Genomic DNA, 15,482 nt, shown 5'->3' with positions numbered 1-15,482 from the left:
GGACTTGAGGCCGGGCAACTGGCAACATGGCCGAAGCAGTCAGTTCATGACATGGTAAAGAGGGCAGAAAGTGCCGGAAATCCGCGAATACGAGCTTTTTGAAGTCCATGAGCCCGTGTCGCAGACCATTCCCTTCGTCTACAACTCCCCCCATAGCGGCCGCATTTATCCACCGGAATTCATCGCCCAGTCGAGGCTCGAAGGCATCGCCATCCGCCGTTCCGAGGATCACTATGTCGATGAGCTCTTCGGTTCGGCCGTCACCCTCGGCGCACCGCTTCTCGCCGCCAACTTTCCGCGCGCCTATCTCGACGTCAACCGCGAGCCTTACGAGCTCGATCCCAGGATGTTCGACGGGCTGCTGCCGCCCTATGCCAATGTCAACTCGCTGAGGGTCGCCGGCGGACTCGGCACCATTCCGCGCATCGTCGCCGAGAACATGGAGATCTATGCGCGGCGCCTGCCGGTGCAGGAGGGGCTGGATCGGGTCGAAGCGGTCTACAAGCCTTACCATGCGGCGCTGCGCCGGCTGATTGCGCGCACCCATGTACAGTTCGGCTTCGGCGTGCTGATTGATTGCCATTCGATGCCCGGCAATGTGCGCGTCGCCGGCTGCACCGGGCGGCCCGATTTTATCATCGGCGATCGCTACGGCACCAGCGCTTCGGCAGAACTTTCGCGCGCCGCCATCGCCATCCTCGAGGAAATGGGCTTCGCGGCGATCCGCAACAAGCCCTATGCCGGCGGTTTCATCACCGAACATTACGGCCGCCCCGCGCGCGGCCTGCATGCATTGCAGATCGAGGTGAACCGGGCGATCTATGTCGACGAGGTGACGCTGGAGAAGCGCGAGGATTTTGCCGCGGTGGCCGAGGCCGTGACGGCCTTCATGCAGCAGATGGCCGATTACGTCGAAAAGTTCGCCGGCGACCGGGCGCTGGCCGCCGAATAATCTTCTTTTCAATTTGGCGATATTCGTGTGGCCGTCGTCTTTCGTAACGGCCAAAAAAGAACCGCGCTGGTCAGCGCGGCTAAGTCTAGGGAGGAAACACCCAAGGAGGGTATTTACAGTCAGAAGACTGTACCGACGACGCTACTATTGCATTGCACAAATGTCAAGCAATATATTGCGCTGCGATATCTTTGGGCAATTCGTCCGAAATTGCCCTCTGCGTTTGCATTCCCGTCACGTTTCGCTATGAAACCCCGTTCCCGCCAGCCAAATGGTGCCACCATGCTTCCTGACCGTTCGTTCTTCAATCGTCTGGCGGAGGCCGCCCGCGCCGAGACGCTGCCGCGCTTCCGCTCCGGCCTTGATGTCACCAACAAGCTTTCCTCGGGGTTCGATCCGGTGACGGAAGGCGACCGGGCTGCCGAGCTCGCCATCCGAGCGCTGATCGAGGAGAATTTCCCCGATCACGGCATTCTCGGCGAGGAGCACGGCAATGTCGGGCTCGACCGTGACTATGTCTGGGTAATCGATCCGATCGACGGAACCCGCGCCTTCATAGCGGGCGTGCCGGTGTGGGGAACGCTGATCGGCCTGCAGAAGGAGGGCCGGGCGATCATGGGCATGATCGAACAACCCTTTACCGGCGAGCGTTATTTCGCCGACGAAAACGGCTCGATCTATAGCGGGCCCGAGGGCGAGCGGCGGCTGGTGACGCGCCAGTGCGACAGGCTTTCGGACGCCATCCTGTTCACCACCTCGCCGCATCTCTTCGCCGGCGCGGAGATGGAGAAATACCGGGAGATCGAGAGCCAGGTGCGGCTCTTCCGTTACGGCTGCGACTGCTATGCCTATGCGCTGCTTGCTGCCGGCCATATCGATCTCGTCATCGAGAACGGCCTGAAGCCCTATGATGTCGGCGGCATCATTCCCGTCATCGAGGGGGCGGGCGGCATCATCACCACCTGGGACGGCGGCCGGCCGGAAAATGGCGGCTCGATCATCGCCGCCGGCAGCCGGGCGGTCTACGAGCAGGCAGTCGCCGTGCTGCAACGCTGATCCCGAGGATTGACCGGGCCAATCCCCCGGTCAGCCCCACTGATCCGGCCTCACGTGCCGAGGGCTGCGACATCCTGGTTTTCCTCGGCATCGCTGCCAGGAATGAAGGCGTGGAAGGCGGCGAGCGCGGCGGCGCGGTAGATATCCCGTTCCTGGAAGATCTCGTGGCGGGCGCCGTTGATCGGCACCAGCTGACCGGCGCGGAAATAACGCGAGAGCCGCTCCTGCGCCGTATAGGGCACGACGCCGTCACGGGTCGGGGCGATGACGATGGTCGGGATGGTGATCGAAAAGAGATGGTTGGGCGAGGTGACCCGATCTATGGTCCGGAACGCCTCGCTGAGCCAACGGGCTGTCGGCGGACCGAGCGTCAGCTCCGGATGCGCCGTCATCATCGCGGCATTGCGGTCGAAACGCTGTTCGTCCGAGGTCAGCGGGTTGTGGCTGAAGTCCGGCTCCTTCAATTTCGAGGTCAACGGCAGGAAACCAAGGCCGAGAGCGGTCAGCGTGCCTGCAAGGGCACGGATGGCACGGGGCGAGGCCGCCTGGCCGGTCAGCCCGATGAAGGGAGCCGACAGCACCATGCGGTCGATGCGGGTCGTCAGATAAGGGGCGGCCGACAGCGCGATCAGCCCACCGGTGGAATGGCCGAGCAGGTAGAAAGGCAGGCGCGTATCCGGCAGCACCACCTTTTCGAGGAAGGTGTCGAGATCGTGCTCGTAATCGACAAAGCGGCGGATGTGACCGTGATTACGGCGTTTCATCAGCCGCGGCGAACCGCCCTGGCCGCGCAGATCGAAGGTCGCGACCCAGAGGCCTTTCGCCGTCAGGTCGCGGATGGTCTCGAAGTACTTTTCGATATATTCATTGCGGCCATGGAGAATGACCACCGTGCCCCTGGCGACCTGGGCGCCGGAGCGAAAGACGGCGTAACGCAGCCGGTGGCCGTCATGGGTTTCAAAATACCCTTCCGTGCGGTTTTCCGGGGCGGGATTGTCGGGCGTCGAATAGAGAACCTGATCCATGACTTTGCCAATGCGCCGCTGCTGACTGCTTCGCTATCAGGGATAACGCATGGCTCCCGCCTTGGAAAGCGGCGGCGTCCGCAAAGCGGCGGGAGAAAAGGGCCGGCAGGAGCATGAGGGTGCCCGCAGCCGGCCTAAGTTGAGGCTGAAGAAGAAGGGACGATGCACTTCAGCCGCCGGGACCAGATTTTACCCGACGCTGCTATTTCTAGGCGCATGCGTCTGAATGCGTTCCGAACCGGCCGTTCATGCAGGGTTCACGGGCCGTTCAGGGCGAGTTCGAAACGGTCTTGAACTTCGCAAATCCCATCACCATCTCCTTGCTGCGGGTGCCAAGAAGGGCCCGCGCAACCGTTCCGGGGCCGCCGAACATGGGGTTTCAGGGACATTTATCGCAACACGTCGCTTCCACAGGAGGACATCATGCGTCACGTAGACTTCTCTCCCCTTTATCGTTCGACGGTCGGTTTCGACCGGCTGTTCACCATGCTCGACAGCCTCGCTCAGCCGGAGCAGGCGCAGACCTATCCGCCCTATAATATCGAGCGCACCGGTGAAAACACCTATCGCATCACCATGGCTGTTGCCGGTTTCGACGAGACCGAACTTTCAATCGAAGCCCATGCCCATGTGCTGTCCGTGAAGGGTGAAAAGAACGAGGATACCGCCGAAAGCGGCGAATTCCTCTATCGCGGCATTGCCAAGCGCGCCTTCGAGCGCCGCTTCCAGCTCGCCGACCATGTCGAGGTGACCGCCGCTTCGCTGAAGAACGGCCTGCTTCACATCGACCTTCTGCGCAACATTCCCGAGGCCATGAAGCCCCGCAGGATCGCGATTGCCGCAGAGCCGGTCGAGGCTCCGAAGGCCATCGAGGCGCAGGTCGTCAACAACTGATCATTATCCCACGTGGATAAAGGACGGCGCTCCGCTTGGGGCGCCGTTTTTTATTGCCGTTCGCTTGTTGCTGTTCAGGCGGGGCTGGCGGCATCCTTGATCTGCTGTTCCGTTGCGCGGCGGGCCGCGGCGGCGGCGTATTTCTGAGCGATGACGGCGCAGACCATCAGCTGGATCTGGTGGAAGAGCATCAGCGGAAGCACGATCGCGCCGATCGACTGGCCGGCAAAAATGACGTTTGCCATCGGCACGCCGCTTGCGAGACTTTTCTTGGAGCCGCAGAAGGTGATGGTGATCTCGTCGGCCTTGTTGAAGCCCAGCCAGCGGCTGCCGAACATCGTCAAAACGAGCACGAGCGCCAGGAGCACGATGTCGGCAAGGATGACGACGGCGATATCGGCGAGCGAGAAGGTATGCCAGAGGCCCTCGACGACGGCCGTCGAGAAGGCGAGATAGACGACCATCAGGATCGAGCCGCGGTCGACGGGCATCAGGATTTTCTTCTTTGCGCGAATCCAGTCGCCGATCCAGGGCTGCAGGATCTGGCCGACGATGAAGGGGGCAAGCAGTTGCAGCAGGATCTGCTGAAGCGCGTCGAGGGAGAAGCCGCCATGGCCGCCGACGGAAAAGAGCAGGCCGACGAGCAGCGGCGTCAGAAACATGCCGAAGATATTAGAGGCGGAGGCAGAGCAGATGGCGGCGGGCACGTTGCCGCCGGCCATCGAGGTGAAGGCGATGGATGACTGCACCGTCGACGGCAGGACGCAGAGGAAGAGGATGCCGAGATAGAGCGGCTGCGGCAGGATCGCGTCCGGAATGAAGCCGAGCGCCAGGCCAAGCAGCGGGAAGATGCCGAAGGTCGTCAGCAGGATGACGAGATGCAGGCGCCAGTGCAGGAGGCCCGAGATGACGACATCGCGGGAGAGGCGGGCGCCGTGCAGGAAGAACAGGGCGGCGATGGCGAGATCGGTGGCGAGGCCGAAATAAGCCGCGAAGGTGCCGCTTGCCGGAAACAGCGAGGCGAGGATGACGGTGCAGACAAGCAGGCTGGTGAATGTATCGGGCAGAAAGCGGCGCATAGCGGTCTCGCGGCAAAAACAAGTTTGGTGATTGTTCTGTCATCCATTATGATCCAGGATGCAAGAAATAACAGTTATCAAGAATCCGGATGTCATGCTGGACCTTTCGCAGTTGCGCAGTTTCGTCGCCGTCGAACAGATGGGCAGTTTCACGCTCGCCGCGGACAGGCTGGGTCTCGGGCAATCGACGGTCAGTCAGCATATTCAGCGGCTGGAGGCGACGCTCGGTCGCAAACTTCTGGCGCGCGACACACACAAGGTCATGCTAACAGGCGACGGCGAAGCGCTGCTGACGCATGCGCGCGCCATGCTTTCGATCGAGGGGCAGGTGCAGTCGCTGTTTAAGAGCAACAGCTTGCGCGGCAGCCTGCGGCTCGGCGTCTCGGAGGATTTCGTCACCAGCCAGTTGCCGGCGGCGCTGGAGGATTTCGTTCGGTCGCACCCGTCCGTCGACCTGGAGCTGACCGTGGCGCTCTCCGGCGTCCTCTACGAGATGCAGGACAATGGCGACATCGATCTGGTGCTTGCCAAGCGCCGGCTCGGTGACTCACGCGGACAGCTCGTCTATCGCGAGCCGCTCGTCTGGCTGGCGCGTGATCCTGAGCGGCTGCTGGCCGCCGGGCCACTGCCGTTGATTGCTTTCCCGCCGCCGAGCGTGACACGGGCGATCGCCCTGGAAGCGCTCGGGCGCAACGGCGTACCGTGGCGGATCGTCTGTACTTGCGGCAGTCTCAGCGGGCTGACGGCGGCGGCGCGGGCCGGGATGGGCGTGCTGGTGCAGCCGCGCAGCATGGCGCCATCGGGGCTGAAAGAGATCGCCGCGGGAAGACTGCCGGCGCTGGAGGACGTGGAATTCGTGCTTGTGCCGCGCAAGGGCGCCGATCAGGCGCTGGTCGCCGCACTCTCGGACGATATTCTGCAAAAGGTGAGGGGGCTGAGGTCGGCGTGAGCCACCGTCGGCACCCGGAGCCTGCCCGGCAGGCGGGCTCGACCGATCAGGCGGCCAGGCACTTCAGGAAACCATCCACATCCGCGTCCGTGGTCGCAAAGCTGGTGACGAGGCGGATCAGGGTTTCGCCTTCGGAGACGAGTTCGGGCGTTGCCGCAGGCACCGGCCACTCATAGAATTTCGCACCCTTTTCCTCGGCGGTTTTCGCCGCACTTTTGCTGATGACGGCAAAGACTTCGTTTGACGCGGTCGGCCAGGCGAGCCGTGCGGCGTTGCTGGCGCCGATACCGGCGCGCAAGCGATCGGCCATGCCGTTGGAATGGCGGGCGAGGTCGAGCCAGAGGCCCTTTTCGAAATAGGCGTCGAACTGGGCTGCGATGAAGCGCGACTTGGAGAAGAGCTGCGCGGCGCGCTTGCGGATGAAGGGCATTTCGCGCGCCCGTTCGGGATCGAAGAAGACGATCGCCTCGGCGCACCAGCAGCCGTTTTTGGTGCCGCCGAAGGAGAGCATGTCGACGCCGCGCTTCCAGGTCATTTCGGCCGGGGTGGCGCCGAGCGCAATCAACGCATTGGCAAAGCGGGCGCCGTCCATGTGGAGCGGCAGGTTGCGCTTTCGTGATATGGCGGCGATTTCGCCGATCTCCGGCAGGGAATAGACGGTGCCGATCTCGGTTGCCTGGGTGATGGTGACGGCGCTGGCACGGCCGTGACGGAGGGCGTCCTCTGGAAAGTTGGCGATTTTTGCGGAGAGTTTCGCCGGATCGATCTTACCGGCTTCGCCGTCGACGGCAACGAGGCGGGCGGAGCCGGAGAAGAATTCCGGCGCGCCGCATTCATCCTCGATCACATGGGCCTCGGAATGGCAGAAGGTGATACCGCCGGGGCGCTGGACGCTTGCCAGCGACAGGGAATTGGCGGCCGTGCCAGTGGCGACGAAGAAGACGGAAACCTTACGTTCGAAGATCTCGCAGAAGCGGGTCTCGACTTTTTTGTCGAGATCGCCAGCGCCATAGGCAGGGGCAAAACCAGCCGATTCCGCCAGCAGGCGTTCGGCAATGGATCTGTGGGCGCCGGCCCAATTGTCGGATGCAAAGAACATAGCGGAGACCGTGGGGAGTGAAACAGATTGGGAGGGTCGCAGCGGACATTACGTCAATCCTTTACGGGATCAAGGCTATTGCCCATAATCCATCACGAAAATTGACCGGCGCAATCAATAAATAAAATAAGCCGGAGTAGCGTAATTTTATTTCGTGATTGCGACTGATTTGGTAATCTTACGTCGCAAAATGACGATTTTTGCCCCGGTGCTCTTGCGAAGCCAAATGCTTTCTGGCATAGAACAGCTGAATTAGGACAGTGTTGCTGTCCTATTTTGGCCTTTGCGGCCGAAGAGGCGCCGAAAGCCCTGGAACAGGCGGGCTTTCACGCTATAGTTCTTCCGAGCGCCAAGCCCCAGGACGGGCGGTGCACGGAGGCGAATGGCAGGCGCGGAACGCGACGGTTTGCTTTCCCTAAAAGCAGATGTCTGCGGCGATCTTCACAATGCAACAGCGCTGTCATGCGCCGAACCTATCTTCGGGTTGCGGTGCGGGACGAAAAGCCGCCCGCGGCCCGCGGGTTTCGACAGGAGGAAAGACGATGACGAAGACGCCATCCATGGAATTTGACCGGTTTGCCGCTGCTGAGATGCGCGCGACGGCCAATATGTCCAAATCCGCCTCCGGTCTGCCGAAGAAACAGGGCCTCTACGATCCCCGCAACGAGCATGATGCCTGCGGCGTCGGCTTTGTCGCGCATATGAAGGGCGAGAAGTCGCACCAGATCGTCAAGGACGGCTTGTTCATCCTCGAAAACCTGACGCACCGCGGCGCCGTCGGCGCCGATCCTCTGATGGGCGACGGCGCCGGCATTCTGGTGCAGATTCCCGACCGCTTCTTCCGCGAGGAGATGGCCGCACAGGGTATCACCCTGCCGCCGGCCGGCGAATATGGTGTCGGCCATATCTTCATGCCGCGCGATGAAAAGCAGATCGAGCACTTCAAGAAGGTGATCAAGGACGTCATTGAAGAGGAAGGCCAAGTCCTGATCGGCTTCCGCGACGTGCCGGTCGATAATTCCTCGCTCTCCAAGGCGCCAGCCATTGCCGCCACAGAGCCGCATCACGTCCAGGTCTTCATCGGTGCGGGCGAGGATGCCGAAAACAACGACGAGTTCGAGCGCCGGCTGTTCACGCTGCGCAAGGTGATCTCCAACCGCATCTATGACGAGTTCGACGGCGAGGAGAGCAATTTCTATCCAGTGTCGCTGTCGTCGGCGACGGTGGTCTACAAGGGCATGTTCCTGGCCTATCAGGTCGGCGCCTATTACAAGGACCTGTCGGACCCTCGTTTCGAAAGTGCGGTCGCCCTGGTGCACCAGCGCTTCTCGACCAACACCTTCCCGTCGTGGAAGCTTGCGCACCCCTATCGCATGGTCGCCCATAACGGCGAGATCAACACGCTGCGCGGCAACGTCAACTGGATGGCGGCGCGCCAGGCGTCGGTTTCCTCGCCGCTGTTCGGCGAGGATATTTCCAAGCTCTGGCCGATTTCCTACGAGGGACAGTCGGACACCGCCTGCTTCGACAATGCGCTCGAATTCCTGGTGCGCGGCGGCTATTCGCTGGCGCATGCGGTGATGATGCTGATCCCGGAAGCCTGGGCCGGCAACCAGTCGATGGCGGCCGAACGCAAGGCCTTCTACGAATATCATGCCGCACTGATGGAGCCGTGGGACGGGCCGGCTGCCGTTGCCTTCACCGACGGCAAGCAAATCGGCGCGACGCTCGACCGCAACGGCCTGCGGCCGGCGCGTTATCTCGTCACCGATGACGACCGCGTCATCATGGCGTCCGAGGCCGGGGTGCTGCCGGTTCCGGAGGAGAAGATCATCCAGAAGTGGCGCCTGCAGCCGGGCAAGATGCTGCTGATCGACATGGAAGAAGGCCGCATCATCTCCGACGACGAGGTGAAGTCGCAGCTGGCGACCGCGCATCCCTATCGCAGCTGGCTCGACCGGACCCAGCTGATCCTCGAAGAGCTGAAGCCGGTGGAGCCGCGGGCGCTGCGCCGCGACGTGTCGCTGCTCGACCGCCAGCAGGCCTTCGGCTACACGCTCGAGGACACCCGCATCCTGATGTCGCCGATGGCGACGACGGGTCAGGAAGCGATCGGCTCGATGGGCACGGATACGCCGATCTCGGCGATGTCGGAAAAGCCGAAGCTGCTCTACACCTATTTCAAACAGAATTTCGCGCAGGTGACCAACCCGCCGATCGATCCGATCCGCGAAGAGCTGGTCATGAGCCTCGTCTCCTTCATCGGTCCGCGTCCGAACATTCTCGACCATGAAGGCATGGCGAACGCCAAGCGTCTCGAGGTGCGTCAGCCGATCCTGACCAATGGCGATCTCGAAAAGATCCGCTCGATCGGCCATACGGAAGACCGGTTCGACACCAAGACGCTCGATTTCACCTATGATATCGAGCGCGGCGCCGAAGGCATGCCCGAGATGCTCGACCGGCTCTGCGAGCGCGCGGAAGCGGCCGTCAAGGGCGGCTACAACATCATCGTGCTCTCCGACCGTCAGATCGGGCCTGATCGAATCGCCATTCCGGCACTGCTCGCCACAGCGGCCGTCCACCATCACCTGATCCGCAAGGGGCTTCGCACCTCCGTCGGTCTCGTCGTCGAGACGGGCGAGCCGCGCGAAGTGCATCATTTCTGCCTGCTCGCCGGCTACGGCGCCGAGGCGATCAACCCCTATCTCGCCTTCGACACGCTGCTCGACATGCATGCCAAGGGCGAATTCCCGAAGGAAGTCGATGCCTCGGAAATCGTCTACCGCTACATCAAGGCGGTCGGCAAAGGCATCCTCAAGGTGATGTCCAAGATGGGCATCTCGACCTATCAGTCCTATTGCGGCGCGCAGATTTTCGATGCGATCGGCCTGTCGTCGGAACTAGTCGACAAGTATTTCTTCGGTACCGCAACGATGATCGAAGGTATCGGCCTCGAGGCAATCGCCGCAGAGACCGTCGCCCGCCACAACGCCGCCTTCGGCAAGGATCCGCTGCTTGCGACGACGCTCGATATCGGCGGCGAATACGCCTACCGCATGCGCGGCGAAAGCCATGCCTGGACGCCGGATGCGGTCGCCGCCCTGCAGCATGCCGTGCGTGGCAATGCCGAGGACCGCTACCGCGAATTCGCCGAGATGGTGAACAATTCGGCGCTGCGGATGAACACGATCCGCGGGCTGTTCAACATCAAGAGCGCCGAGGCGCTTGGCCGCAAGCCAGTGTCTATCGACGAGGTCGAGCCGGCCGCCGATATCGTCAAGCGGTTCTCGACCGGAGCGATGTCTTTCGGTTCGATCTCCCGCGAGGCGCATACGACGCTGGCGATCGCCATGAACCGGATCGGCGGCAAGTCGAACACCGGCGAGGGCGGCGAGGAATCCGATCGCTACATGCCGCTCTCCGATGGTTCGATGAACCCGGAACGTTCGGCGATCAAGCAGATCGCGTCGGGTCGTTTCGGCGTCACAACCGAATATCTGGTCAACGCCGATGTGCTGCAGATCAAGGTGGCGCAGGGCGCCAAGCCCGGCGAAGGCGGCCAGCTGCCCGGTCACAAGGTCGATGCGACGGTTGCCAAGACCCGCCATTCGACACCGGGTGTCGGCCTGATCTCGCCGCCGCCGCACCACGACATCTATTCGATCGAGGATCTGGCGCAGCTGATCTACGATCTGAAGAACGTCAACCCGACCTCTGATGTCTCGGTCAAGCTCGTCTCCGAAGTTGGCGTCGGCACGGTTGCCGCCGGCGTCGCCAAGGCGCGCGCCGACCATATCACGGTCGCCGGCTTCGACGGCGGCACGGGTGCGTCGCCGCTGACCTCGCTCAAGCATGCCGGCAGCCCCTGGGAGATCGGCCTTGCCGAAACCCAGCAGACGCTGGTGCTGAACGGCCTGCGTTCGCGTGTTGCGCTGCAGGTGGACGGCGGTCTGAAGACCGGCCGTGACGTCATCATCGGGGCGCTGCTCGGCGCCGACGAATTCGGCTTCGCCACCGCGCCGCTGATCGCGGCCGGCTGCATCATGATGCGCAAGTGCCATCTCAACACCTGTCCAGTCGGCGTGGCGACACAGGATCCGGTGCTGCGCAAGCGCTTCAAGGGAACGCCGGAACACGTCATCAACTACTTCTTCTTCGTCGCCAATGAAGTGCGTGAAATCCTCGCCTCGCTCGGCTTTACCCGGCTTGACGATATCATCGGCGCTTCGGAGCTGCTGGAGAAGGACGAGATGCTGGCGCACTGGAAGGCGAGGGGTCTCGACTTCAGCCGCATCTTCCACAAAGTCGATGCCGCCAAGGAGGAGACCTTCTGGACGAGCCGGCAGCAGCACCCGATCGACGACATTCTCGACCGCGTGCTGATCGAACAGGCGCAGCCAGCGCTGACCGACAAGACGCCCGTCGCCTTCGAGGTCGACATCAAGAACGTCGACCGCTCGGCGGGCGCGATGCTGTCCGGCGAGGTCGCTAAGCGTTACCGCCACCGCGGGCTGAAGGAAGATACGATCAACGTGACGCTTCGCGGCACGGCAGGTCAGAGCTTCGGCGCCTTCCTGGCGCGCGGCGTCACCTTCAACCTGATCGGCGACGGCAACGACTATGTCGGCAAGGGCCTTTCGGGCGGCAAGATCATCATCCGGCCGCCGGAGAATTCGAGGATTGTCGCCGAAAACTCGATCATCGTCGGCAACACCGTGCTTTACGGTGCTACCGAGGGCGAATGCTACTTCCGCGGGGTGGCGGGCGAACGTTTTGCTGTGCGCAATTCCGGCGCGATCGCCATCGTCGAGGGTGTCGGCGACCATGGCTGCGAATATATGACCGGCGGTGTCGTCGTGGTGCTCGGCGCCACCGGCCGCAATTTCGCGGCCGGCATGTCCGGCGGTGTCGCCTATGTGCTCGATGAAACCGGCGATTTCGCCAGCCGCTGCAACATGGCGATGGTCGAACTCGAGCCGGTGCCGGAAGAAGACGACATGCTGGAGAAGCTGCATCATCACGGCGGCGATCTCATGCACAAGGGACGCGTCGACGTCTCGGGCGACATGACCCGCCACGACGAGGAGCGCCTCTACCAGCTGATCTCCAATCATCTGCACTATACGGGTTCCACCCGCGCCAAGCAGATCCTCGATCACTGGGCCGACTACCGTCCGAAGTTCCGCAAGGTCATGCCGGTCGAATACCGCCGTGCGCTCGAGGAAATGGAACGCAGCCGGATGGGCATCGCCGCGGAGTGATTTGCACCGGGATATTCGCCACGTGCTGATTGCGGGTGGCGAATATCGGAAACGTCTCGATGATCCGTGACGATCATGCGACGGCCGACGGCCGTCGAGATCGCCCGGAAGTTTCAGGGGATATGTTCCAATGACGGTCAAGAGAAGTAACCCGCCCGGAATGCCGGGACTGACGACAGACAATTGGCCGCGGATGAGCCGGTCATGAGGGTAAGGGACGAAGAGATGGGTAAGGTAACAGGGTTTCTGGAAATCGACCGGCAGGTGGCGAAGTACCAGCCGGCGTCGGATCGTATCCGCCATTTCCGCGAATTCACGATCCCGATGTCGGATCCGGAAGTGCAGAAACAGGCCGCGCGCTGCATGGACTGTGGCATCCCCTATTGTCACGGCCCGACCGGCTGCCCGGTGCACAACCAGATTCCCGACTGGAACGACCTCGTCTACAACAACAACTGGGAAGCGGCGATCCAGAACCTGCATTCGACCAACAACTTCCCGGAGTTCACCGGCCGCGTCTGCCCGGCGCCCTGCGAGGAAGCCTGCACTTTGAATCTCGAAGATGCGCCTGTTGCCATCAAGACGGTCGAGCAGGCGATCGCCGACAAGGCCTATGAGCTCGGCTTCATCCGGCCGCAACCGGCCACCGTCCATACCGGCAAGAAGGTCGCCGTCATCGGCTCTGGTCCCGCCGGCATGGCGGCCGCCCAGCAGCTCGGCCGCGCCGGCCATGAGGTACATGTCTACGAGCGCGAGACCAAGCCTGGCGGTCTGCTGCGCTACGGCATTCCCGATTTCAAGATGGAAAAGAACTTCATCGACCGCCGTGTCGAGCAGATGAAGGGCGAGGGCGTCACCTTCCATTGCGGTGTCAATGTCGGCGTCGATGTCAAGGTCGAGCAGCTGCTCGCCGATCATGACGCCGTGCTTTATTGCGGCGGCTCCGAGACGCCGCGCGAGGCGGGCATTCCGGGCATTGACCTTGCCGGCGTGCATGATGCCATGCCCTATCTGGTGCAGCAGAACCGCCGTGTCGGGCGCGAGAACATCGACAGCGTCGGTTGGCCGTCGGATCCGATCCTTGCCGGCGCCAAACATGTCGTCGTCGTCGGTGGCGGCGATACGGCGTCGGACTGTGTCGGCACGGCGTTCCGCCAGGGCGCCGTCAAGGTCACCCAGCTCGACATCCGGCCGCAGCCGCCGGAGAAGGAAGACAAGCTCGCCGTCTGGCCTTTCTGGGCGACGAAGATGCGTACCTCCTCCTCGCAGGCCGAGGGCGCCGTGCGTGAGTTCCAGGTGGCAACGCTTGAATTCGTCGGCGAAGACGGCGTGCTGACCGGCGTCAAGTGCTGCGAGGTCGACGAGCGCCGGCGGCCGGTTCCAGGCACGGAATTCGTCATCCGCGCCGATCTCGCCTTCATCGCCATCGGTTTCCGCGGCCCGTTTACGACGAGCGTGCTGAAGGAGCTCGAGGGCAAGCTGACGCTCAATACCGATAAGCGCGGTTCCACCAACGTCGTCGCCAACGACCGGGACTACAAGACCTCGATCGATAAGTTCTGGACGGCGGGCGACGTGCGCCGCGGCCAGTCGTTGGTGGTCTGGGCGATCCGCGAAGGCCGCCAGGCTGCTCGCGCCATCGACGAGGCTCTGATGGGCTCGAGCGTGCTGCCGAACTGACGGTCGGCTCACGCAGGCTCAGGAAGAGACGAACTCCGCCTGTGAACTGACCCCCGAATGTTGTTGTTCAACTTTCGGGGGTCAGTTCAAAGGCGGACTTCTTATTGTGGTCCGAAACCGCCGACACTTTTCAGCATCATGCTTGCACCGACTTTCTCATTTCACCGAGACTTCGGCCGGCGTCTTGGTCGCCGGCATGCGATAATCGTCGACGCGTCCGATTGGGGCCGGCGTCATCTCGCCCTGCTCGACAAGCAGATCGCGCGGCGATTTCGTCAGCGTGATAGGCGGCGGCCTTGCGCCGAGAAGCTCGGTGCCGCCGTCGAGATTGGGATCGGAGAGGCTGATCGGCACGGTGTGTTCGACTGGATTGGTGGGAAGGCCGAGACCGGGCAGGGCACTTTCGTCCAGCCGCACCAGATCCGGGCTTGCTTGGGTGCCGAGAATGCGGCGGGCCGGCTTTTCCACATAGAAGGCAAGCTTGCGGCGGCCGGCCTGCGTGAGGTTGATGCCGTCGGACGTGCGCAGGCGCACCTGCTGGCCATTTACATCCGAACCGGTGACGATGAAGTTGCTGTTTTCGTCTACGAAGCCATCCCAGATATCGACGAATTCGCCGCCGATGCTTTCGACCTGGTTGCGGTAGAGCTGGTTCATCTGGACGGCGTCGGCCGTCATCTGATCGGATTCGAAGGCGGGCAGCCCGACCCAGAGCAGCGGGATCTTCCGGTCGGTGACTTCTTTGCCAAAGGAAAGGACACGGCGGCGATATTCGGCGAACCAGCCGTCGGTGCGGAATTTTTCCTTGGCGGTGTCGGTCACCATCTGCTGGCGGTCATTGGCGCCGATCATGACGACGACCATTGCCGGCTTCAGCTCGTCGATCATCTTCGGCAGCTGTCCCGGCCAGTCGTAATAATCGTCGCGGACAAGGCCTGAGGAGACGTTGCCGCGGGCTTCGACGACGACGCCGGGCGAGGTCTCGAAGGCGGCGGTCAGGCCGTCGCCGAGGCCGCTGGCGAGGAAATCGCCGACGATCAGTATCTTCTTGGCGTCGCCGAGCTTCTGCACGACCGGCTCTTCCTGCACCGGCGGCCGCACCGGCGGCGCGGTGCGGGTATTGATCACCGCCTTCTGCGCCGGCGGGCGCTTGCGCTGCTGCTGGCGCCTCGGCTGCTGGGCATCAGGGGCCTGCGGCCCGTCATCGAGATAGCGCCGGCCAAGGAAAAAATCGAGGATCGACCGGCGCTCGTAGCGCTGTTCCTGGGCCTCGGCGACATGCACCGGCGCAAGCGCGCCGACGCACAACGAAGCCGCCGTCAAGGCGAGCACCAGCCAACGGATTTTCGGGGTCCGATCAGTTTTCTTCATCATGGGCAGTTCCGCATCTGCCGGCATCTTGCACGCAGGATAGGTCAGCGTCCACTCCCGCTATTCATGTAGGTCACGGTTCTGCCGCTTCCAATCAGGGCTTACTTTTCGGC

General features: G+C 62.6%; 10 protein-coding genes. 6 read left to right on the top strand and 4 right to left on the bottom strand.

Translation table 11 applies throughout. The annotated features are described in order from the left end of the window. The first annotated feature begins 70 nt into the window (after positions 1-70). Both N2597_RS17315 and hisN read left to right on the top strand, forming a co-directional pair. Positions 71-952, top strand: coding sequence for an N-formylglutamate amidohydrolase (locus tag N2597_RS17315; protein WP_009997126.1), 882 nt, complete (start codon positions 71-73; stop codon positions 950-952). Positions 953-1,234: 282 nt separating this feature from the next. Beyond that, entirely contained in the window at positions 1,235-2,008 is a 774-nt protein-coding gene (hisN, locus tag N2597_RS17310; protein WP_009997125.1) for a histidinol-phosphatase, read from the top strand. 50 nt (positions 2,009-2,058) lie between these two features. Here hisN and N2597_RS17305 read toward each other — a convergent pair whose 3' ends face one another. Beyond that, positions 2,059-3,033: an alpha/beta fold hydrolase gene (locus N2597_RS17305; RefSeq protein WP_009997121.1), complete on the bottom strand. Its 975-nt coding sequence runs from the start codon at positions 3,031-3,033 to the stop codon at positions 2,059-2,061. Between the two features lie 423 nt (positions 3,034-3,456). Here N2597_RS17305 and N2597_RS17300 point away from each other — a divergent pair, with 423 nt between their 5' ends. Next, complete coding sequence (locus N2597_RS17300; protein WP_096769926.1) at positions 3,457-3,927, top strand: Hsp20 family protein; 471 nt, start codon at positions 3,457-3,459, stop codon at positions 3,925-3,927. A gap of 74 nt (positions 3,928-4,001) precedes the next feature. Here the strand turns inward: N2597_RS17300 and N2597_RS17295 are convergent, their stop codons facing one another. Continuing rightward, positions 4,002-5,006, bottom strand: a complete 1,005-nt coding sequence (locus tag N2597_RS17295; protein ID WP_183598230.1) for a bile acid:sodium symporter family protein — start codon at positions 5,004-5,006, stop codon at positions 4,002-4,004. A 94-nt stretch (positions 5,007-5,100) separates the two neighbouring features. Between N2597_RS17295 and N2597_RS17290 the strand changes: the two genes are divergently transcribed. Next, complete coding sequence (locus N2597_RS17290) at positions 5,101-5,955, top strand: LysR family transcriptional regulator (RefSeq protein ID WP_077990667.1); 855 nt, start codon at positions 5,101-5,103, stop codon at positions 5,953-5,955. Positions 5,956-6,001: 46 nt separating this feature from the next. Here N2597_RS17290 and N2597_RS17285 read toward each other — a convergent pair whose 3' ends face one another. Then, positions 6,002-7,054 (bottom strand): threonine aldolase family protein, encoded by a 1,053-nt coding sequence (locus N2597_RS17285; protein ID WP_077990666.1) that lies wholly within the window; start codon positions 7,052-7,054, stop codon positions 6,002-6,004. 542 nt (positions 7,055-7,596) lie between these two features. On the opposite strand from N2597_RS17285, the gene gltB reads away from it, so the two are divergent. Both gltB and N2597_RS17275 read left to right on the top strand, forming a co-directional pair. Beyond that, positions 7,597-12,318 (top strand): glutamate synthase large subunit, encoded by a 4,722-nt coding sequence (gltB, locus tag N2597_RS17280; protein WP_183598232.1) that lies wholly within the window; start codon positions 7,597-7,599, stop codon positions 12,316-12,318. Between the two features lie 225 nt (positions 12,319-12,543). Further along, positions 12,544-13,998 (top strand): glutamate synthase subunit beta, encoded by a 1,455-nt coding sequence (locus N2597_RS17275; protein ID WP_038691253.1) that lies wholly within the window; start codon positions 12,544-12,546, stop codon positions 13,996-13,998. Positions 13,999-14,154: 156 nt separating this feature from the next. On the opposite strand, the gene N2597_RS17270 is transcribed toward N2597_RS17275, so the two are convergent. Next, complete coding sequence (locus N2597_RS17270; protein WP_080771718.1) at positions 14,155-15,396, bottom strand: SGNH/GDSL hydrolase family protein; 1,242 nt, start codon at positions 15,394-15,396, stop codon at positions 14,155-14,157. Positions 15,397-15,482: the final 86 nt, after the last annotated feature.

It is taken from the genome of Rhizobium sophoriradicis, from assembly GCF_025200795.1.
Classification (GTDB): Bacteria; Pseudomonadota; Alphaproteobacteria; order Rhizobiales; family Rhizobiaceae; genus Rhizobium; species Rhizobium sophoriradicis.
The sequence above is the reverse complement of the archived record's forward strand: the minus strand, read 5'-3'. Positions and strand labels throughout refer to the sequence as shown.